The organism is Streptomyces sp. NBC_00249 (assembly GCF_026342355.1).
GTDB lineage: Bacteria > Actinomycetota > Actinomycetes > Streptomycetales > Streptomycetaceae > Streptomyces.
The window spans coordinates 921,270-940,615 of the sequence record NZ_JAPEMV010000002.1; the positions used below are offsets into that span (position 1 = coordinate 921,270).

The window sequence follows — 19,346 nt, forward strand, 5'->3', positions numbered from 1 at the left end:
AGGAGTGGACTCGGGGCCGTTCTCCACGGGAGGCGATGCACCATGGCCGGACTCGTGCGCAAGAGCTTCGACAGCGCCGACGAGACGCGGCCGTTCCACGACGGCAAGGGCAGGCTGGACCTGCTCCAGACCAGCGGCGGGCCCGTCGGCCGCGCCGTGTTCGAACCGGGCTGGCGCTGGTCGGAGCACATCAAGCCGCTGGTGGGCACGGACAGCTGCAAGTCCGCGCACACCGGGTACGTGGTGAGCGGCCGCATGAAGATCGTGATGGACGACGGGCAGAGCGACGAGTACGGCCCCGGAGACTTCATGGAGGTCGCGCCCGGGCACGACGCGTGGGTGATCGGCGACGAGCAGTGCGTGGCGCTGGACTGGACGGGCTTCGGGGACTACGCGAAGCCCGCGTGAGCAACCGGCGGCCGGTCAGGCCGCCGTCAGGCGGATCGGGTTGGTGAGCGCGGCCGGAGCACCGGGCAGCGGCGGGGCCGCCGCCGGGTGGCGGACCTCGGCGCGTACGTAGGCGGAGCGGGCGGCGGTGGTGGTGGTCCCCTGACGCGGCCGGGGCCACGGTGGCAGTCGGTGCACCCCACGCCGGTGATAGGTTCTCAACTGTGAGCCAAGGCACCTTGGTCAAGCGGCAGTTCGGGCATCGCGCCCGTCTTTCGCTCTCGCGTGCCGAGGTGTCGAGGATGGATGGCCAGGCGCACGCGGCCCGCACCATGTGGAACCTGCTGCATGCCTGGTGGCGGATGATGCCCAGGGAAAAGCGGACTCTTGCGAATGCGGACGCCGCCATACGGCAGGCCCGCAAGGACATCGACTTTCTGGCCGTCCTCCCCGCACAAGCCGCGCAATCGGTGTTGAAGGCGTACTTCCAGGCGTGGAAAAACTGCTGGGAGGGTCGAGCCAACGCCCCGAACTTCAAGGGCCGCATCCGCACGGTAATGTCCGTGGACGTCCCGCAGGGCCGGGACCTGCACATCACCCGCGTGCACCGCCGCTGGGGTATGGCCAACATTCCCAAGGTGGGCCGGGTCCGCTTCCGGTGGACCAAGTGCCTACCTGTGGGCAAGCGCGCCAGTGCTGAGAACCGCATCACCGGGGCGCGGCTGGTCAAGGACGCCCTCGGCTGGCACGTCGCCTTCCGCGTCCAGACCCTGGAGACTGAGCCCAAGCCCCACCGAGGAGCGGAAGTCGGCATCGATTTCGGCATCACCGTGCCCATCGCTCTCTCGGACGGTGAGGCATACGAGCACGGCGAGTGGCTGACCGACAGGGAGAAGTCCAAGCTCCTGCATCTGGAGCGGCGCGCCGCGCGGCGCAAGGCGCACCGCAAGCCTGGCGAGCGCGCCAGTCGCCGGCTGCACCACACCTACGACCAGATCAGAGGGCTCCGCGCGAAAGCCAAGCGCAGGGCACTCGACTGGCAGCATCAGACGACCACCGCCATCGCCCGAACCTACGGCACAGTCGTCGTCGAAGCACTCGCGATCGCGAACATGGTCAAGTCCGCCAAGGGGACCATCGACGAACCGGGGAAGAACGTCGCGCAGAAGGCCGGGCTGAACCGCGCCATCAGCGGAGAGGCGTGGGGCCGGACGGTCACCATGCTGAGGTACAAGACCGCCTGGCACGGCGGCACCTTGCACAGGGTCCCGGCCCCCGACACTTCCCGGCGCTGTTCCGCATGTGGCGTTGTCACGCCCGGGAGCCGGGAGTCACAGGCCGTGTTCGTGTGCAAGAACCCGGACTGCGGGTGGTCGGGCAACTCCGACCACAACGCGGCTCGGAACGTCCTGGACCTGTACCGGAGGGGCCTCGCGCTCATCCCGGCTGCCGGGAGGGCAGTCGTAAGGCGTGGCAAGCGCGTCAAGCCCGCTACCGCAAGGTAAGCGGGAATCTCCCGGCTGCGGCAGGGAGAGCACTTCAATCAGGCCCATCGCGCCAGAATCGGGGAATCACGTGAATCCCGCGTGAATCGGGGATGAGCGGGCCCGGTCGGCCCAGCAGGCCCGCGGCCCGGTCGAGGGCGCGGGTGAGGGCGGCGGCGGTCGGGGCGGCGGCAAGGACGTACGCGTGGTGCAGGCCTCCGGTGGGGGCGCGGCGCACCGTGGCGTCCGGCGGGACCTCCAGGCGGGCGCGCACCACGCCCGGTACGGCGCGGGCCGCCGCGAGCCGGGGTGCGGCCGCCTCGGTCAGGCGCAGGCCGGGCGGGAAGTCCACGTACCGCAGTCCGGCGTGGGCGGTGCGGGGTCTGCGGGGCGGGTCGGGCAGGCCCAACCCGGAGGCGAGGGCCAGGGCGAGCACGTCGGTGCCGTGGGCCAGGGCCAGCAGCTCGGTGAGTTCCTCGCCGCCGGGGCGGGCGTGGGCCTCGACCAGGCGGGGGCCGTGCGGGGTGAGGACGACCTCGGTGTGGGAGGGGCCGTCGTGGTGGCCCGCGAGGTCGAGGACGCCGCGTACGAGGCGGCGTACGGCCTCCGCGGCGGCGGGGTCCAGGGCGACGGGGGCCTGGTGGCCGCTGGTGGTGAGGTCCGGGCCGGGGAGCCGGCGGGTCCAGCCGAGGACGCGGTGGCGGCCCTGCCGGGAGAGGGCTTCGACGGTGAGTTCGGGGCCTTCGAGGTACTCCTCGACGAGGAGGTCGGTGACCTCGGGGTAGGCGCGGGCGGCAGCCAGCGCGCCGGCCTCGTCGGCGATCAGCCGGACGGCCTCCCCGTAGCGGCCGGAGCGGGGTTTGGCCACGCACGGGTAGCCGATGAGGCGGGCGATGAAGGGGAGCAGCGAGGCGCGGCCGCAGCGGGCGAAGGAGACGGGCCGGGCGGGGTGCAGGGCGTTGGCCCGGGCCCGTAAGGAGGCCTTGTCCATCAGGGCGGTGACGGCGGCGGCGGGGGTTCCGGGCAGTCCGAGGGCCTCGTTGGCGCGGGCGGCCGCGAGGGCGGTGGCGGGGGCGAAGCCGAAGACGGCGGCGCGGCCGTCGTGGACGTCCTCCAGCCGGGCGAGTGCCGCGGTCAGGCGGGGGTGGTCGCGCCAGTCCGTCCGTACCGGCCGTACCGCCCCCTTTCGGTCGGACGGCAGCGACGGATCCGGCGCGACCACCACGGTGCGCGCGCCCGCGCGGCGGGCGGCAGCGACCTCGGCGGGGCGCGGGCTCAGCAGGACGGCGACGGGCTGGTGCCGCCGGCCGGTCGTCCCTTGCCGCATCCCGCGCTCCCCCCGTCACGCCGTGCCTCCACTGTGCCTGTTCGGTATAGGGGGAATGAGGTCGGCGACGCGTCGAGTTGTCGCCTTGCGGGAACACGAGGGGTTTATAAACGCGCACAGGCAGGGACGAATAGGCATATGCCAGCCGATGCCGAGGGAGCCGGAGCGGCCGACGGGGCCGGTCGGGCGGACGCAGCCACCTGGTCCGACGCGGCCGCTTGGTCCGACGCGGCCATCTGGTCCGACGGGGCCGCGACCGCGCACGGGGCCGATCTGAGCCCCGCCGCGCGGCGCCTCTACGCGTACGCGGTCGAGCGGCACGCCTTCACCGTGGCCGAGGCCACCGGGGCCCTGGGTGCCCGCGCGGGCGCGGCCGTCACCGAGCTGGCCGCCGCGCACCTGCTCCAGCGGGCCCCCGGCAGCGGTCCGGAGCGGTGGAGCGCGGTGGCACCCCGGGCGGCGGCGGCGCGGGCGCTGGCCCCGCTGGCGCTGCTCGTACGGGAGACGCACGACGAGATGGACCGGCTGCGGGGGCGGCTGGAGGCGCTGGTGCCCGCGTACGAGGCGGGGGCCGCGCACCGGGACCCGGGCGGGACGGGACGGCTGGAGCTGGTCACCGACCTGGGGGCGGTGCGCGGGCTGATCACGGAGCTGGCGGCGGGCTGCGAGCGGGAGCTGCTGACCTCGCAGCCGGGCGGCGGCCGCCCGCAGGAGACCCTGGAGGAGGCGGTCGGGCGGGACGAGTCGCTGCTGACGCGCGGGGTCCGGATGCGGACGATCTACCAGCACACGGCGCGCTACTCGCGGCCCACGGCGGCGTACGTCGAGCGGGTGACGGCGCTCGGCGCGCAGGTACGGACGCTGGGCGACGGGCTGATGCGGATGCTGATCTTCGACCAGCACACGGGCGTGATGGCGGTGCCGGACCGGACCGGGGCGGCGCTCGTGGTGCGGGAACCGAGTGTCGTGCACTTCATGACGGCGGCCTTCGAGCGGTCCTGGCTGGGCGCCCGGCCCTTCCCGACGACGGTCAGCCCGGAGGCGGCCCGGTCGCTCTCGGACGAGCTGCGGCAGACCATCGTCCGGCTGATGTCGGAGGGCCTGGAGGACAAGGTGATCGCCCGCCGCCTGGGCATGTCGGAACGCACCTGCCAGCGGCACATCGCGGAGATCATGCGCGCGATCGGCGCCAAGTCCCGCTTCCAGGCCGGGTACTTGCTCTCCACCGCGGCCACGCCCCGGCGGCCGGACGAGGACCCCGGGGCCGACGGACCTTCCTGAGCGTCAGATCAGGGAGGGCAGGATGCCGCGCGGCCACCGGCCGAGCCAGAACGCTGCCGCCGAGGGCCGCTCCTGGCGTTCGGTGGAGCCGTCGTGCAGCAGGTATGCAGGGCGCGGAACGACGGCGAGCCGGGGCGGGCGAGGCATCGTGCTCCTCTCGACTGCGTGCGAGTGCGGTGGGAGCGGCGTCTTCACCGGTCACCGGCCCGGCGGGGGACGTCGGGGGCGACGATCCACTCCCGCCCCCCCTCCTTCGGGCCGCAAGAACACCGCGCACGGCATGACACGCCTGCTGTACGGGTCCTCGTACGGACCGATGAACTGCACGACGGCTTCGCGATTCTGCCCGGGGTCGAACACCCGGGCACCCTCGTAGAGCCAGTCGGGCAGGTTCTGGTGGGACGTGGGGCGGGGTGGGGAGTTCACTCCTGCTCCTGCCGTTGAGGATTGGGGCCGAACACTGTCGGCCTCGCCGAAGGCCGTGATATTCAGTCAACCGCCGTGCACAGACCGTGAGTACGGTGGTGGCGGCAGCGGACCGTGAAAGCCGTGAAAGTCGGGGGGATCACCATGACGGCAGGCACTCCGAACATCGCCTTGGCCGCGCTCTTCGAGGAGACAGGCTGGTCGCGGGGCCAATTCATCCGGGCCATCGCGCGCGTGGGTGCCGAGAGCGGCATCCCCTTCGGCTACGACGAGTCGGCGGTACCGAAGTGGGTGGCGGGAAGCCTGCCGAGGAAGCAGGTTCGCCCGCTGGTCCTGGAAGCCCTGTCCCGCAGGCTCGGCCGGCCCGTCACCGGGTACGCCGCAGGGTTCACGAATTCGCACGAGCCCTCGGGCCAGTCGCCGGATACCGTGGCAGAACTGGTCGATCTCGGGAGCGCTGACATGGATCCCTCACGCAGAAGCGTCCTCGGCGCCGGGCTGTTCTCGGCCGCGGCGGTGATCCCCGGCTGGCCGGACGTACGCGACCGGTTGGAGCGCGTACAGGAGGAACCGCACACCCGGATCGGTCAGCACGAGGTTGCCGCCGTCATCTCCATGACCGAGTACATAAGCGATCTCGACGACAAGTTCGGCGGACGGATGGCCAGGCCGATGGCAGCCGCCTTCCTGGTGAACACGATCGTGCCCGCGCTCAGAGCGACTGCCGGGGACGAAGTGAAGAACGCCTTGCGCTCTGCAGCGGCCGATCACCTCTACCTGACGGGGTACATGGCCATGGACGAGCGCGAGGACGGGCTGGCACAGCGCTACTACACCAAGGCCCTCGAACTGGCCGGCACGGCGGGCGACCACCTGACCTACTGCACCACCCTGCGGGGAATGAGCGTCCAGGCCGTCGACCTCGGGCACGGCCCCCTCGCGGTGCGCCTGGCCGATGCCGCCGCGTCCGCCTCTCCTCAGGCCGGTCCCCGGATGCTCGCCTTCCTCACCGGCCAGCAGGCCCACGCCGCCGCGCAGACCGGGGACCGGACCGGCGCGCTGCTGCGGATGAAGGAGGCCGAGACGGCCATGGACAAGGCAGAGTCGAAGGCGAAGGCGTTCGGCTCCTACGACCCGTCGGCACTGAATTACCACATCGGTCAGGTGCGGTACGAGCTCGGTGACATCGCCGGTTCCATCAAGTCCATGGAGCTCGCGGACCGGCTGCGCGAGCCCGTCTACCGGCGGACCAGGGTCCGGTACAACGCGATGATCGCCGAGCGGAAGCTGGCGGTGGGCCGCCTGGAGGAGGCCTGCGTCGACTGGAACCGGGTCCTGGACGACTACCCCCTCGTTCAGTCCGGCCGGTGCGACGACCGCGTCCGGATCATGCTCTCCTCGCTCCGGCCCCATCTCGGCAACGCGCACGCCCGCGAGGCGTACGAGCGGGGCAGGACGTTGTTTCGTACTGGCTGACGTCCGCTGGGGCCATAGCCTTCAGGCCACCGCGTCTCGCCGTCCCTGGGGTGGAAGGGCGGGTACGGAGAGCCCCCGCGCAGCGGCACCGGACCACGGCCGGCACAACCGGCCCCGACCGGCGGGTCGACGGCCGGAGGCCGGCGCAGCGGCGCGAAGCCGGGGAGGCGCCCCGGCGCCGAGCCGCGCGAGCGGCGCGTGAAGAAGGCGTCATGCGTGCGATCGGCGCCAAGTCCCGCTTCCAGGCCGGGTACTTGCTCTCCACCGCGCAGGCGGCACCGGAGCGGGATCCCGGCTGAGGGCAGGCTGTTAGCCTGCGGCGATGGGACTGGACATCACCGTGGTCATGGCCGACTGGGAGCACCTGGCCCGGATACCGGCCGACGGGCGCGTGGGCGTCCTGACCGATGCCGTGTACCCGGACTTCTGCTGCGACGCGTGCTGGGACGCCGACCTCGCGGTGCGGGGCGGCTGGGTGTGGCAGCGGGGGGCGGCGTGGTGCGCCGAGTACCGGTTCTTCGGGACCACCGGTTCCTACAGCTGGCACTTCCAGCTCGCCGGGGCCTGGGAGGACATGAGGCCGTCGGCCGCGCCGGAGCTGCGGGAGGCCCTCGACGTCTTCCTGGGCGGCCTGGTGTGGGACGGCCCGGACCACGACGAGCGGGCGGACCCGTACGGGGGCCCCGCGGACGGCTTCCCGGACGACCCGGAGCCGTGGTGCCCGAAGGTGCTGCTGCTGCGCGCGCCGCAGGAGGTGCCGGCGCTCGTGCGGGCCTGGGAGGCGGCCGCGCCGCGGCTGGAGGAGCTCCGGGAGCCCTTCGCCGCCCAGGCCGACCGCCGGCCCTCCTGGCTCGACACCTTCGACGGCGCCGCCGGGCTGCTGCGGGAGTGGGGCGAGGTGGTCACGGGGGCCGGGGCGCGGGGGTGGGGGCTGGTCGGGCTGCCGTGCTGACGGGGTCTCAGAGCAGTGGTTCCAGTTCGGGGATGAGGCGGCCCCTGCGGGACAGCAGGAAGCGTTTGAACTCGGCGACCGGCGGGGTGTCCGGGTGGCCGTCCAGCCAGGCGACGCCGATCTCGCGGACCGCGCGCGGGGCGGTGACCGTCAGCTCGACGACCCCGGGGCGGGGGACGGCGGGCGGGGGCAGCAGGGCCACGCCGAGGCCCGCCGCGACGAGGCCGCGCAGGGTCTCGGCCTCCTCGCCCTCGAAGGCGACCTTGGGGGTGAAGCCGGCTTCCGCGCACAGGTCGTCGGTGATGCGGCGCAGGCCGTAGCCGGCCTCCAGGGTGACGAAGGTTTCCTCGGCGGCCTCGGCGAGCCTGATGCGTTTGCGTACGGCGAGGCGGTGGTCGTCGGGGACGACCAGGCGCAGCCGCTGTTCGTCGAGGCGCCGGGCCACCAGGTCGGGGGCGACGGGCAGCGGGGAGGTGAGGCACAGGTCGAGTTCCCCGGCCCGGAGCTTCTCCAGCATGGCTTCGCCGTAGTTCTGGACGAGGGCGAAGCGTACGCCGGGGTGGTCGGCCCGGAAGGCGCGGATCAGGCCGGGGACGGTCTCGGGGCCCAGGGTGTGCAGGAAGCCGAACGCGACCTTCCCGAAGGCGGGGTCGGCGTCCTGCTGTACGGAGCCGGCGGCGCGGGCGATCTTGTCGAGGGCCTGTTCGGTGGAGGCGAGGAAGGCGCGGCCGGCGGTGGTGAGGGCGACGGTGCGGCCCTTGCGGGCGAACAGCGAGACGCCCAGGTCCTGTTCGAGGCGGACCATGGCCCGGGAGAGGGTGGACTGCGGTACGCCCAGTTCCTGCGCGGCGCGGGTGACGTGCTCGTGCCGGGCGACGGCCGCGAACCAGGCGAGCCGGGGGGCCAGCAAACTTGTCACGGCCATGTCTTCTTCGTAACGGCTTGCCGACATCCATCCCCCTGAGCTGCACTGATGCGTGAGTGGATCGATTATCGCGAATCTGTGCATTGGACGCATGAAAAGGGGCGGGTCTACGGTCTTCGTATGCCTCCCGCTCATACCGGGGCACCCGTCATCCCGGGTGCCTCCACCGCGTCGTTCCCTCAGCCCGAGCTCCGCTCACCCGAGCCCCGCTCCCCCGGCCGCCCCGGCTACCGCCGGATGAGCCTCGCGCTCTTCGCCGCCGGTCTCGCGACCTTCGCCCTCCTCTACTCCACCCAGGCGCTGCTGCCCGCGATCTCCGCCGGTTTCGGCGTGACGGCGGGTCAGGCCAGCTGGACGGTGTCCGCGGCCACCGGCGCGCTCGCGCTGTTCGTCCTGCCGCTCAGCGCGCTGTCCGAGCGGTTCGGGCGGACCCGGATGATGACCTGCTCGATGGTGCTGGCCGTCGGCGTGGGGCTGCTCGTCCCCTTCGCGCCGAGCCTGGAGTGGCTGGTCGTGCTGCGTGCGGTGCAGGGTGCGGCGATCGCCGGGATCCCGGCCTCCGCGATGGCGTACCTGGCGGAGGAGGTCCGGCCCAAGGCGCTGGTCGGGGCGATCGGCCTGTTCGTGGCGGGGAACTCCATCGGCGGCATGAGCGGCCGCGTCGTCACCGGCTGGGCCGCGCAGGCCTGGGGCTGGCGGGCGGGGCTGGCGGCCGTCGGGGTGATGGCGCTGGTGTGCGCGGTGGCGTTCCTGGTGCTGCTGCCCCGGGCGCGGTTCTTCCGGCCTGCCTCGCTGAACCCGCGCGCGGTGGGACGTACCGTCGCCGGGCACCTGCGCGATCCGCTGCTGCTGCGGTTGTACGGGATCGGCGCGCTGTTCATGACCGTCTTCGGGGCGGTGTACACGGTGATCGGCTACCGCCTCGTCGACGAGTTCTCCCTCGGCCAGGGCGTCGTCGGCTCGATCTTCCTGGTCTACCTGGTGGGTACGGCCTCCTCGGCGGCGGCCGGGCAGCTGGTGGCGCGGGCCGGGCGGCGCGGGGCGCTGTACCTGGCCGTGACGACGACCGCGCTGGGGCTGCTGCTGTCCCTCGGGGACTCCCTCGCGGCGATCCTGGTGGGGCTGGTGCTGATCACGGCGGGGTTCTTCGCCGGGCACGCGGTGGCCTCGGCGGCGGTCAGCCGGACCGCGAAGTCGGGCCGGGCGCAGGCCTCCGCGCTGTACCAGTCCGCGTACTACCTGGGTTCCAGCGCGGGCGGCACCCTGGGCGCGCTGGCCTACCACGCCTCGGGGTGGGCGGCCACGGTCGGGATCGCGCTGCTGGCGGTGGTGGGCGTCGCCTCCATCACCCTCTACGGCTCCCACGCGGCCCGCGCCGAGCGGCGGCTCCTCGCCCCGGCGGCGACGGCACGCTGACCGGCCGGGACGTACTGCCACCGAAGGGATCCGGCCGGGTTCCGCCGTCTTTCGGCCGGATCCGGCGCTTGCGGCGATGCGAACCCGTAACGGTTACCCCTTGCCGGACCCCCTGACGAACGGGCCCGCAGACCCTACGCTCGCGTTGGCGACCCGCCGCCGCTCCGACGGCACCGGGCCGGGGGCGCCGGGCGGGGCCGGGGAGGGATCGATGGCGGAGATACGCCGGCGCGCGAGGCGCCGGGCCGCGATGGTGTTCGGCGGGGCGCTCGCACTGGCCGCGCCGATGGTGGTCGCGGGGGGCGGGGCGGCGCAGGCCGCGTCCTGCAACGTGACGACGGGGCCCTACCAGCGGCAGGTGGAACAGTTCCTGGGCCGGCCGGTGGACGGGGTGCAGTCGGCGGCCGACTGCACGGCCATCCAGTCCTTCCAGGCCACCCACGGCATCACCCCGACCATGGGGTACGCGGGCCCGCTGACCTGGCAGACGATGAGCACGATGCTGGCGCAGCGGGCGGCCGGCAAGAATCCGAACGCCGACAAGAAGTGCCCCACCAACCTGGGGCGCATCGCCTGCGTCGACCTGACGCGGCAGCTCAGCTGGATCCAGGACGGCGCGACGCTGAAGTACGGCCCGGTGCCGGTGCGCACCGGCAAGGCGGAGACCCCGACCCGGACCGGCCTGAAGAAGATCTACTACCGCAGCATCAACCACTGGTCGACGATCTACAACGTCCCGATGCCGTATTCGCAGTTCTTCGACGGCGGCATCGCCTTCCACTCCGTCACCAAGAGCATGTGGAACCCTCCGGGCTCGGGCGGTTGCGTGAACATGACGACCACCGACGCGAAGGCGTACTGGAGCATGCTGACCAACGGCGAGGACGTCTACGTGTACGGGCGCAAGCCCGGGACCTGACGGTCCCGGTTTCCGCGGCTCCCGCTCTCTGCAGCTGCCGTTGTCAGTGCCCTCGGGTAGTTTCCGAAGTGACGGAACTACCTGGGGGACGGCAGCCATGAGTGATCTCGCCACGACACCGCCGGAGGCGGACCTCGACGCCGCGCTGGTCCGCTACCGCGTCGAGCTGACCGGCTACTGCTACCGGATGCTCGGCTCTGCCTTCGACGCCGAGGACGCCGTGCAGGACACGTACGTCCGGGCCTGGCGCAGCTTCGAGAAGTTCGAGGGCCGCTCCTCGCTGCGGTCGTGGCTGTACCGGATCGCCACCAACGTGTGCCTGGACCTGCTGAACGCCGGGAACCGGCGGGCCCGCCCCATGGACCTCGGCGCCCCGCAGCACCAGGCCTCCGCCGTGCTGAACGAGCGGCCCGAGGTGACCTGGCTGGAGCCCGTGCCGGACGGCCGGGTGCTGCCGCAGACCGCCGACCCGGCGGAGATGGCGCTGGCCAAGGAGTCCGTCCGGCTGGCCTTCGTCGCGGCGCTCCAGCACCTGCCGGCGAAGCAGCGGGCCGTGCTGATCCTGCGGGAGGTGCTGGCCTGGAAGGCGGACGAGGTCGCGACGCTGCTGGACACCACGGTGGCTTCGGTGAACAGCGCCCTCCAGCGGGCCCGCGCCACCCTCGCCGGGCAGCGCGTGCGCGACAGCGACCCGGCGGACCCCCTGGACGCGGACCAGGCGAAGCTGCTGGAGCAGTACCTGTCCGCCTTCGAGGCGTACGACATCACGCGGCTCACCACCCTGCTCCATGAGGACGCGGTGCTGTCGATGCCGCCGTTCGACCTGTGGCTCCAGGGCCACGCGGACATCGCCGCGTGGCACCTGAACCAGGGCATCGGATGCAAGGGCTCCCGCCTGGTGGCGACCACGGCGAACGGCATGCCGGCCTTCGGCCAGTACCGGCCGCGCGAGGACGGTGCGCCGGGGCACGTCCCGTGGGCGCTCCAGGTGCTGGAGATCTCAGACGGGAAGATCGTCGGCCTCAACGCCTTCCTCGACACCGACCGGTGGTTCCCGCTCTTCGGTCTCCCCGAGCAGCTCGACGAGGCCCACGAGGCGCAGTAGGGCCAGCAGCCGCCCGTCGGCGCCGGTCACCCTGAAGGGGGTGCCGTGCCGGCGGGCGGTGAGCGCCATGCGCGCGAGCGCGTCGACGGTGGCGAGGCCGGGCTCGGTGACGGCCCGCACGTCGCAGACGACGTGGGCGGGGCCGTCGCGGCATGCCTCGCTGACGCGTGCGCAGAGCGCGGGGATGTCGGCCGGGGGCCCTTCCAGGGCCAGGGTTCTGATCTCCACGGGAGGATGACCGTCCCCGGCCCCGGAACTCATCGGCCGGGGGCGGGGGCCCTGTGGGGCTGGTCCCCTACCCGCCCTTCCACCGTTCCCCGGGCGCCGCCCGGCCCCGCTCCCGGGGGCCCGCCCCCAGCCCCCCGCGCCTCAAACGCCGGCGGGGCCGGGGGTGGGGCCGGGGGTGGTCGGCGGTCAGGCGATGCGGTCCAGGACGATCGGGGTGGCGGTGAAGGCGGTGCCCGCGGGGGCCACGTCGTAGCAGCCGTCCAGGGAGGCGAGGGCGTACGCGAACTTCTCCGGGGTGTCCGTGTGCAGGGTCATCAGCGGCTGCCCGGCCGTGACGGTGTCGCCCGGCTTGGCGTGCAGCTCGATGCCCGCGCCCGCCTGGACCGGGTCCTCCTTGCGGGCGCGGCCCGCGCCCAGGCGCCAGGCGCCGACGCCGACCGCGTACGCGTCGAGGCGGGTCAGGACGCCCGAGGCGGAGGCGGTGACCACGTGCTGCTCGCGGGCGACGGGCAGGGTCGCGTCCGGGTCGCCGCCCTGGGCCGCGATCATCCGGCGCCACACGTCCATGGCGGAGCCGTCGGCGAGGGCCTTCGCCGGGTCGGCGTCCTTGATGCCGGCCGCGTCCAGCATCTCGCGGGCCAGGGCGAGGGTCAGCTCGACCACGTCGGAGGGGCCGCCGCCGGCCAGGACCTCGACGGACTCGCGGATCTCCAGGGCGTTGCCGGCGGTGAGGCCGAGCGGGGTGGACATGTCGGTGAGCAGGGCGATCGTCTTGACGCCGCTGTCGGTGCCCAGGGCCACCATCGTGGAGGCCAGTTCGCGGGCGTCCTCGATGTTCTTCATGAAGGCGCCGGTGCCGACCTTGACGTCGAGGACGAGCGAGCCCGTGCCCTCGGCGATCTTCTTCGACATGATCGAGGAGGCGATCAGCGGGATGGCCTCGACGGTGCCGGTGACGTCGCGCAGCGCGTAGAGCTTCTTGTCGGCGGGGGCCAGGCCGTCGCCCGCCGCGCAGATGACGGCGCCGGTGCTGTCGAGGACGCTGAGCATCTCCTCGTTGGACAGCAGGGCGCGCCAGCCGGGGATGGACTCCAGCTTGTCCAGGGTGCCGCCGGTGTGGCCGAGGCCGCGGCCCGACAGCTGCGGCACGGCCGCGCCGCAGGCGGCGACGAGCGGGGCCAGCGGGAGGGTGATCTTGTCGCCGACGCCGCCGGTGGAGTGCTTGTCGGCGGTGGGGCGGGAGAGGGAGTCGAAGTTCATCCGCTCGCCGGAGGCGATCATCGCGGCGGTCCAGCGGGCGATCTCGGCGCGGTTCATGCCGTTGAGGAGGATGGCCATGGCGAGCGCCGACATCTGCTCGTCCGCGACGACCCCGCGGGTGTACGCGTCGATGACCCAGTCGATCTGCTCGGGGCTCAGCTCACCGCGGTCCCGCTTGGTCCGGATGACGGAGATGACGTCCATGAGGTGACTTCCTTCTACGCGCATAGAGATGAGGGAGGAGTTCAGGTTCAGGTTCGGGGGGAGACGGCGGGGAAGACGACGGCCCTCCGCCCGGCAGGGGCGGAGGGCCGTCACCGCGGCTATCTCAGGTGGTCGGGCCCGAAGGCCTGCGGCAGCATCGCGCTCAGCGGCAGGATCCCGGCCGGTGTGTCCACCAGCAGGTCCGGGCCGCCGAACTCGTAGAGCAGCTGGCGGCAGCGCCCGCACGGGACGAGGCTCTCGCCCTTGCCGTCCACGCACGTGAAGTGGGTGAGACGGCCGCCGCCGGTGGCCTGGAGGGAGGAGACCAGGCCGCACTCGGCGCACAGGCCGAGCCCGTAGCTGGCGTTCTCGACGTTGCAGCCGGTCACGACCCGGCCGTCGTCCACCAGCGCGGCGACGCCGACCGGGAAGCCCGAGTAGGGCGCGTAGGCGTGGGACATCGCTTCTCGCGCCGCCACCCGCAGGGCTTCCCAGTCCACGGCTGCCGTGGGGTCCGGGGTCACTTGCCCTGGCCCTTGCGGTACGGCAGGCCGTCCGCCTTCGGCATGCGCAGGCGCTGCGCGGAGAGCGCGAGCACGAGCAGGGTGGTGAGGTACGGGGCCGCGTCCACGAACTGGCTCGGAACCTGGTCCGTCAGGGCGTACCAGACGAAGAGGCCCACGGCGCAGACGCCGGAAATGGCGGCCGGGACGTACTTCTTCTTGTACACCTGCCAGGCCGCGGCGAGCACCAGCAGGATGGCGACCAGCAGCAGCATCGCGTGGACGTTCTCGGCGCCGCCGCGCAGCTTGAGGCTGTCGGTGAAGCCGAAGAGGCCCGCGCCGAGCGCCATGCCGCCCGGCATCCAGTTGCCGAAGATCATCGCGGCGAGACCGATGTAACCGCGGCCGCCGGTCTGGCCCTCCTGGTAGATCGGGCTGGCGACCTCGGAGAGGAACACGCCGCCGAGGCCCGCGAGGGCGCCGGAGACGATCACGGCGATGTACTTGTACTTGTAGACGTTGACGCCGAGGGACTCGGCGGCCGTCGGGTTCTCGCCGCAGGAGCGCAGGCGCAGACCGAAGGCGGTGCGCCACAGGACCCACCAGGTGCCGGGGATCAGCAGCAGCGCGAGGACGGTCAGCAGGGACAGCTCGGTGACCAGGCCGCCGATGACGCCGGCGAGGTCGGAGACGAAGAACCAGTGCTTGCCCTGGAGGGTGGTCATCCAGTCGGACAGCCCCGGCACGGTGATCTTGTAGATCTCCTCGACGCGCGGCGACTGCTTGGAGGAGCCGCCGGGGGCGTCCGCGAAGGTGAAGTTCGACAGGTACTGGGTGAAGCCCAGGGCCAGGATGTTGATGGCCACACCGGAGACGATGTGGTTGACGTTGAAGGTGACCGTGATGATCGCGTGCAGCAGGCCGCCGACGGCGCCGCCGGCGATGCCGACGAGCACACCGGTCCAGGGGCCCCACTGGTAGCCGGCCCAGGCACCGAACCAGGTGCCGAGGATCATCATGCCTTCGAGGCCGATGTTGACGACGCCCGCGCGTTCGGCCCACAGGCCGCCGAGGCCGGCGAGGCCGATCGGCACCGCGAGGGAGAGGGCGCCGGAGACCTGGCCGACGGAGGTCAGGTCCTCGGCGCCACTGATCAGGCGGACCAGCGAGACGAGCGCGAGGCCGCCGGCGACGATCAGCAGGATCATGGGCAGGGTGAGCTTCTTGCGGCCGCCCGGCTTCTGGGGGGCGGCGCTCGTCGCGGAAGCGGTGCTGGTGCTCACGCCGCGACCTCCTTGTCGGTCTTGATGGCGTGGCCCGCGGCCAGTTCCTCGCCGACCTTCTGCTGCTGGCGGCGGATCCCGTAACGGCGGACGAGCTCGTAGGAGATGACGACCGCGATGACGATCAGGCCCTTCATGATCGTGCCGATCTCCTTCGCGTACCCGGCGGTGTCGAGGGAGGCCGAGGCCTTGTCGATGAAGGCCATCAGGAACGCGGCGAAGAGGATGCCGACCGGGCTGTTGCGGCCGAGCAGCGCGATGGTGATGCCGGTGAAGCCGACACCCACCGGGAAGGACAGGTTGTACGTGTGGGTCTCGCCCAGCAGCTGCGGCATGCCCGACAGACCGGCGACGGCGCCCGAGATGAGCATCGAGGTGATGATCATCTTCTTGGCGTCCACACCGGAGGCCTGGGCGGCGGACTCGCTGGCGCCGGTGGCGCGCAGGTCGAAGCCGAAGCGGGTGCGGTTGAGCACGAACCAGTAGACGACGCCGAGGGCGAAGGCCACGAAGGTGAAGCCGTAGATCTCCAGGCCGTCACCGACGGACAGGGCCGGGAACCAGCCCGACTCGGCGATGTCGCCGGTGGTCAGGTCGTTGGAGCCGGGGGGCTGGACGCCGAGGTTCTTCGGCAGGATCAGCCAGGCGATCAGGCTGGTCGCGATGGCGTTCAGCATGATCGTGGAGACGACCTCGCTGACCCCGCGCTTGGCCTTCAGGACGCCCGCGATACCGGCCCAGAAGGCACCGGTGAGCATCGCGACGAGCACGATCAGCAGGATGTGCAGCGGCCCCGGCAGGGTCACGGCGGTGCCGACCACGGCGGAGATCATCGCGGCGAGGCGGTACTGGCCGTCGACGCCGATGTTGAAGAGGTTCATCCGGAAGCCGATGGCCACGGCCAGGGCCGCCAGGTAGTACGTACCGGCCTGGTTCAGGATCAGGACCTGGACGTCCTCGTAGCCGGCGTTCTCCACCATCAGGCGCAGCGGCTCGATCGGGTCCACGCCGGTCGCGGCGAGCACGACCATGGTCAGTACGAAGGCGCTGACCAGCGCGAGCACGGGGCCGGCGAAGGCGAGGAGCAGCCGGTCCTTGTCGAATTTCTTCATCGGGCCTCGTCCTCCGGTGCTGCGGTACCCGTGTCGGTACCGGCGGCGGAGTGGTTGTCGGTTGCTTCCAGGTGCCCGGAGGCGGCGCCCGTCATGGCGGTGCCGAGTTCCTCGGGGGTGACGGTCGCGGGGTCGGCGTCCGCGACCAGGCGGCCGCGGTAGATCACGCGCAGGGTGTCGGACAGGCCGATCAGCTCGTCCAGGTCCGCGGAGATCAGCAGGACGGCCAGACCTTCGCGGCGGGCGTCGCGGATCGCGTCCCAGATCTGCGCCTGCGCACCGACGTCCACACCGCGGGTGGGGTGGGCGGCGATGAGGAACTTCGGGTTGTGGCTCATCTCGCGGCCGACGATCAGCTTCTGCTGGTTGCCGCCGGAGAGGGAGGCCGCGGTGACCTCGATGCCGGGCGTGCGGACGTCGTACTCGCGCACGATCCGCTCGGTGTCCTTGCGGGCGGCCTTCAGGTCGAGGATGCCGCGCTTGGAGTTGGGCGCCTCGGTGACGTGGCCGAGGATGCGGTTCTCCCACAGCGGGGATTCCAGCAGCAGGCCGTGGCGGTGGCGGTCCTCGGGGATGTACCCGATGCCGCCGACGCGGCGCTGGCGCACCGGGGCCTTGGTGATGTCCTTGCCGTCGAGGGTGATGACGCCCGAGTCGGGGGTCAGCATGCCCATGAGGGCCTCGATGAGCTCGGTCTGGCCGTTGCCCTCGACGCCGGCGATGCCGAGGACCTCGCCCTTGTGGATGGTGAGGCTGATGTCGTCGAGCAGCCGGCGGCCCGCCGCGACGTGCTCGTGCAGGTCCGCGTCGGAGGGGGCCAGGGGCTCGGGAGTCAGGGTCTCCGGGGCGGTGGCGACGATGCCGCTCTCGACGACGGTCAGCCGCTCGACCTGGAGCATCGGGACGGTGGTGACCGTGGACTCGCGGGTCTCCGGGGAGGGAAGCTCCGCGCCGACCATCAGCTCGGCGAGCTGCTTGGTGGTCGCCTTCTTCGGGTCGGCGGTGCCGACCGTGGTGCCGCGCCGGATGACGGTGATGTCGTCCGCGACCTTCAGGACCTCGCCCAGCTTGTGCGAGATGAAGATGACGGTGAGGCCTTCGGCCTTGAGCTCGCGCAGGTTGTCGAAGAGGGCGTCCACCTCCTGCGGCACGAGCACGGCGGTCGGCTCGTCGAGGATGAGGGTCTTCGCGCCGCGGTAGAGGACCTTGAGGATCTCCACGCGCTGGCGGTCGGCGACACCGAGGTCCTCGACGAGGGCGTCGGGGCGGATCCCGAGGCCGTACGCGTCCGAGATCTCCATGATCTTCTTGCGGGCCTTGGCCCCGATGCCGTGGAGCTTCTCGCCGCCGAGGACGACGTTCTCCAGGACGGTGAGGTTGTCGGCGAGCATGAAGTGCTGGTGCACCATGCCGATGCCGCGGGCGATGGCGTCGCCGGGGCTGGTGAAGGAGACCTGCTCCCCGTCGATGGCGATGGTGCCCTCGTCCGGCTTCTGCATGCCGTAGAGGATCTTCATCAGGGTCGACTTGCCGGCGCCGTTCTCGCCGATCAAGGCATGGACCGTGCCCTTGCGGACGGTGATCGCGATGTCCTTGTTGGCGACGACGCCGGGGAAGCGCTTGGTGATGCCGTGCAGTTCTACGGCGGGGGGCGGGCTGGACGCGTTGATGACGCACTCTCCTTGGCGCGGAAGGAGCTGGAAAAGCCAGAAGGACCGGCTCGGCAGGGGGGACAGGGCGGGGAGAGAAGGTATCGCGTCCACGATGCCTCTACGCGCGTAGCACTGTCGAAAGTGAAAACTTGCGGCCAACTGACCACAAGTGAACACGGACTGGAGGAGTGAAGGGGGCGGACGCGGTCCGGGGCCCGGGAGCGGTCGAGACCGCTTCCGGACCCCGGAGACCACGACTACCGGTCAGAGACGGCCTTACGGCGCGGTCTTGACGGTGATCTTCTTCGCGATGATGTCGGCCTTGGCCTTCTCCACCGCGGCGATGACGTCGGCCATCTTCTTGTACTCGGGGTTGGAGTCGGCCAGGCCGACGCCGTCCTTGTCCAGGCCGTAGCGGATCTCGCCGACGGTGGGCTTGCCGTCCTTGACCGACTTGACCAGGTTGAAGACGGAGTCGGAGACGTCCTTGGTGACCGAGGTCAGGATGTGCTCCTTGTACTTCGCCAGGCCCGCCTGGTTGTACTGGTCGGAGTCGACACCGATGGCCCACTTGCCCTTGCCGGCAGCGGCCTCGATGGCACCGGAGCCGGCCAGGCCCGCGGCCGCGTAGACCACGTCGGCACCGCCGTCGATGAAGCCGTTCGCGGTGGCCTTGCCGAGGTCGGGCTTGGAGAAGCCCTCGAAGTTCGGCGGCTGGCTCAGGTAGTGCGACAGCACCTTGGCGTTCGGGTTGGTGTCCTTGACACCCTGGGTGAAGCCCGCCTCGAACTTCTTGATCAGCGGAACCTCGACACCGCCGATGAAGCCGACCGTGCCGGTCTTGGACACCTTGGCGGCGGCGACGCCGGCCAGGTAGGAGCCCTGCTCCTCGTTGAAGACGAGGTTGGCGATGTTCGGGCCGGTCACCGAGGTGTCGTCGATGATGCCGAACGTGGTGTTCGGGAACTTCGGCGCGACCTTCTTGATGGCCGGGGCGTAGGAGAAGCCGACGCCGATCACCGGGTTGTTGCCCTTGCGGGCCAGCTCGGTGAGGCGCTGGACCTTGTCGGCCTCACCCTCACCCTCGGTCGGCTCGGCCTCGGAGCCGTCGACCTTGAGCTCCTTCTTGGCCTGCTCGAGACCGGCGTACGCGGCGTCGTTGAACGACTGGTCACCACGACCGCCGACGTCGTAGGCGATGGCGGCGCTGGCGGCGGCCTTCGCGGTGCCGTCAGCGGCGGGGGTGTCCGAGGACTTCTTACCGCCACAGGCGGTGGCCGAGAGGGCCAGCGCCGCGGACGCGATGCCCACGGTGGCGATCCTGGTGATCCGGCGCAAGGGGAGGCTCCTTCAAAACCGACCGAAGCGCCACGACCGGCGCTGGTTTCGCGGCGATCGTAACGCGC

The 19,346-nt window shown here is 71.8% G+C and carries 19 protein-coding genes; 8 read left to right on the forward strand and 11 right to left on the reverse strand.

Annotated features, from left to right (window positions below; all coding sequences use genetic code 11):
* Positions 1 to 42 precede the first annotated feature (42 nt).
* Entirely contained in the window at positions 43 to 408 is a 366-nt protein-coding gene (locus OOK31_RS13040) for a cupin domain-containing protein (RefSeq protein ID WP_267012611.1), read from the forward strand.
* 15 nt (positions 409 to 423) lie between these two features.
* Here OOK31_RS13040 and OOK31_RS13045 read toward each other — a convergent pair whose 3' ends face one another.
* Positions 424 to 585 carry a hypothetical protein gene (locus tag OOK31_RS13045; protein WP_267012889.1) on the reverse strand — a complete coding sequence of 54 codons (162 nt, stop codon included), beginning with the start codon at positions 583 to 585 and terminating at the stop codon, positions 424 to 426.
* Between the two features lie 26 nt (positions 586 to 611).
* Here OOK31_RS13045 and OOK31_RS13050 point away from each other — a divergent pair, with 26 nt between their 5' ends.
* Positions 612 to 1,892, forward strand: coding sequence for a transposase (locus OOK31_RS13050; protein ID WP_267012612.1), 1,281 nt, complete (start codon positions 612 to 614; stop codon positions 1,890 to 1,892).
* 34 nt (positions 1,893 to 1,926) lie between these two features.
* On the opposite strand, the gene OOK31_RS13055 is transcribed toward OOK31_RS13050, so the two are convergent.
* The gene (locus OOK31_RS13055) at positions 1,927 to 3,198 is read right to left on the reverse strand and encodes an acetyl-CoA carboxylase biotin carboxylase subunit family protein (protein ID WP_267012613.1); all 1,272 of its coding nucleotides are present in this window, start codon (positions 3,196 to 3,198) and stop codon (positions 1,927 to 1,929) included.
* Positions 3,199 to 3,336: 138 nt separating this feature from the next.
* Here OOK31_RS13055 and OOK31_RS13060 point away from each other — a divergent pair, with 138 nt between their 5' ends.
* Positions 3,337 to 4,479: a helix-turn-helix transcriptional regulator gene (locus OOK31_RS13060; RefSeq protein WP_267012614.1), complete on the forward strand. Its 1,143-nt coding sequence runs from the start codon at positions 3,337 to 3,339 to the stop codon at positions 4,477 to 4,479.
* A 3-nt stretch (positions 4,480 to 4,482) separates the two neighbouring features.
* On the opposite strand, the gene OOK31_RS13065 is transcribed toward OOK31_RS13060, so the two are convergent.
* On the reverse strand, positions 4,483 to 4,626 hold the full coding sequence (locus OOK31_RS13065) for a hypothetical protein (RefSeq protein ID WP_267012615.1): 144 nt from the start codon (positions 4,624 to 4,626) through the stop codon (positions 4,483 to 4,485).
* A gap of 423 nt (positions 4,627 to 5,049) precedes the next feature.
* On the opposite strand from OOK31_RS13065, the gene OOK31_RS13070 reads away from it, so the two are divergent.
* A complete protein-coding gene (locus OOK31_RS13070) occupies positions 5,050 to 6,381 on the forward strand; it encodes a tetratricopeptide repeat protein (protein ID WP_267012616.1) in 1,332 nt (443 codons plus the stop codon).
* Between the two features lie 322 nt (positions 6,382 to 6,703).
* Complete coding sequence (locus OOK31_RS13075; protein ID WP_267012617.1) at positions 6,704 to 7,333, forward strand: hypothetical protein; 630 nt, start codon at positions 6,704 to 6,706, stop codon at positions 7,331 to 7,333.
* Between the two features lie 7 nt (positions 7,334 to 7,340).
* On the opposite strand, the gene OOK31_RS13080 is transcribed toward OOK31_RS13075, so the two are convergent.
* A complete protein-coding gene (locus OOK31_RS13080; RefSeq protein WP_267012618.1) occupies positions 7,341 to 8,285 on the reverse strand; it encodes a LysR family transcriptional regulator in 945 nt (314 codons plus the stop codon).
* Between the two features lie 93 nt (positions 8,286 to 8,378).
* On the opposite strand from OOK31_RS13080, the gene OOK31_RS13085 reads away from it, so the two are divergent.
* The 3 genes from OOK31_RS13085 to OOK31_RS13095 all read left to right on the forward strand — a co-directional run bounded on the left by OOK31_RS13085 (position 8,379) and on the right by OOK31_RS13095 (position 11,698).
* Entirely contained in the window at positions 8,379 to 9,674 is a 1,296-nt protein-coding gene (locus tag OOK31_RS13085) for an MFS transporter (protein ID WP_267012619.1), read from the forward strand.
* Between the two features lie 250 nt (positions 9,675 to 9,924).
* Positions 9,925 to 10,593, forward strand: a complete 669-nt coding sequence (locus OOK31_RS13090) for a L,D-transpeptidase (RefSeq protein ID WP_267012872.1) — start codon at positions 9,925 to 9,927, stop codon at positions 10,591 to 10,593.
* Between the two features lie 97 nt (positions 10,594 to 10,690).
* The gene (locus OOK31_RS13095; RefSeq protein WP_267012620.1) at positions 10,691 to 11,698 is read left to right on the forward strand and encodes a sigma-70 family RNA polymerase sigma factor; all 1,008 of its coding nucleotides are present in this window, start codon (positions 10,691 to 10,693) and stop codon (positions 11,696 to 11,698) included.
* Here OOK31_RS13095 and OOK31_RS13100 read toward each other — a convergent pair.
* The 7 genes from OOK31_RS13100 to OOK31_RS13130 all read right to left on the reverse strand — a co-directional run bounded on the left by OOK31_RS13100 (position 11,594) and on the right by OOK31_RS13130 (position 19,278).
* Positions 11,594 to 11,926 carry an STAS domain-containing protein gene (locus OOK31_RS13100; RefSeq protein WP_267012621.1) on the reverse strand — a complete coding sequence of 111 codons (333 nt, stop codon included), beginning with the start codon at positions 11,924 to 11,926 and terminating at the stop codon, positions 11,594 to 11,596. The genes OOK31_RS13095 and OOK31_RS13100 overlap by 105 nt on opposite strands.
* A 186-nt stretch (positions 11,927 to 12,112) precedes the next feature.
* Entirely contained in the window at positions 12,113 to 13,390 is a 1,278-nt protein-coding gene (locus OOK31_RS13105; RefSeq protein WP_267012622.1) for a thymidine phosphorylase, read from the reverse strand.
* 119 nt (positions 13,391 to 13,509) lie between these two features.
* Positions 13,510 to 13,914, reverse strand: a complete 405-nt coding sequence (locus OOK31_RS13110; protein WP_267012623.1) for a cytidine deaminase — start codon at positions 13,912 to 13,914, stop codon at positions 13,510 to 13,512.
* Positions 13,911 to 15,176: an ABC transporter permease gene (locus OOK31_RS13115; protein WP_267012624.1), complete on the reverse strand. Its 1,266-nt coding sequence runs from the start codon at positions 15,174 to 15,176 to the stop codon at positions 13,911 to 13,913. The genes OOK31_RS13110 and OOK31_RS13115 overlap by 4 nt, the downstream gene beginning before the upstream one ends.
* Positions 15,173 to 16,288: an ABC transporter permease gene (locus tag OOK31_RS13120; protein ID WP_267012625.1), complete on the reverse strand. Its 1,116-nt coding sequence runs from the start codon at positions 16,286 to 16,288 to the stop codon at positions 15,173 to 15,175. Before OOK31_RS13120 ends, OOK31_RS13115 begins: the two co-directional genes overlap by 4 nt.
* Positions 16,285 to 17,925 carry an ABC transporter ATP-binding protein gene (locus OOK31_RS13125; RefSeq protein ID WP_267012873.1) on the reverse strand — a complete coding sequence of 547 codons (1,641 nt, stop codon included), beginning with the start codon at positions 17,923 to 17,925 and terminating at the stop codon, positions 16,285 to 16,287. Before OOK31_RS13125 ends, OOK31_RS13120 begins: the two co-directional genes overlap by 4 nt.
* A 291-nt stretch (positions 17,926 to 18,216) precedes the next feature.
* Entirely contained in the window at positions 18,217 to 19,278 is a 1,062-nt protein-coding gene (locus OOK31_RS13130) for a BMP family protein (protein WP_267012626.1), read from the reverse strand.
* Positions 19,279 to 19,346 lie beyond the last annotated feature (68 nt).

Excerpts from the sequence above, each read along its gene's own strand:
- OOK31_RS13085 (WP_267012619.1), top strand. The coding sequence starts at position 8,379 with ATGCCTCCCGCTCATACCGGGGCACCCGTCATCCCGGGTGCCTCCACC.
- OOK31_RS13070 (WP_267012616.1), top strand. The coding sequence starts at position 5,050 with ATGACGGCAGGCACTCCGAACATCGCCTTGGCCGCGCTCTTCGAGGAG.
- OOK31_RS13065 (WP_267012615.1), bottom strand. The coding sequence starts at position 4,626 with ATGCCTCGCCCGCCCCGGCTCGCCGTCGTTCCGCGCCCTGCATACCTG.
- OOK31_RS13055 (WP_267012613.1), bottom strand. The coding sequence starts at position 3,198 with ATGCGGCAAGGGACGACCGGCCGGCGGCACCAGCCCGTCGCCGTCCTG.
- OOK31_RS13120 (WP_267012625.1), bottom strand. The coding sequence starts at position 16,288 with ATGAAGAAATTCGACAAGGACCGGCTGCTCCTCGCCTTCGCCGGCCCC.
- OOK31_RS13075 (WP_267012617.1), top strand. The coding sequence starts at position 6,704 with ATGGGACTGGACATCACCGTGGTCATGGCCGACTGGGAGCACCTGGCC.
- OOK31_RS13040 (WP_267012611.1), top strand. The coding sequence starts at position 43 with ATGGCCGGACTCGTGCGCAAGAGCTTCGACAGCGCCGACGAGACGCGG.
- OOK31_RS13090 (WP_267012872.1), top strand. The coding sequence starts at position 9,925 with ATGGTGTTCGGCGGGGCGCTCGCACTGGCCGCGCCGATGGTGGTCGCG.
- OOK31_RS13060 (WP_267012614.1), top strand. The coding sequence starts at position 3,337 with ATGCCAGCCGATGCCGAGGGAGCCGGAGCGGCCGACGGGGCCGGTCGG.
- OOK31_RS13080 (WP_267012618.1), bottom strand. The coding sequence starts at position 8,285 with ATGTCGGCAAGCCGTTACGAAGAAGACATGGCCGTGACAAGTTTGCTG.
- OOK31_RS13095 (WP_267012620.1), top strand. The coding sequence starts at position 10,691 with ATGAGTGATCTCGCCACGACACCGCCGGAGGCGGACCTCGACGCCGCG.
- OOK31_RS13105 (WP_267012622.1), bottom strand. The coding sequence starts at position 13,390 with ATGGACGTCATCTCCGTCATCCGGACCAAGCGGGACCGCGGTGAGCTG.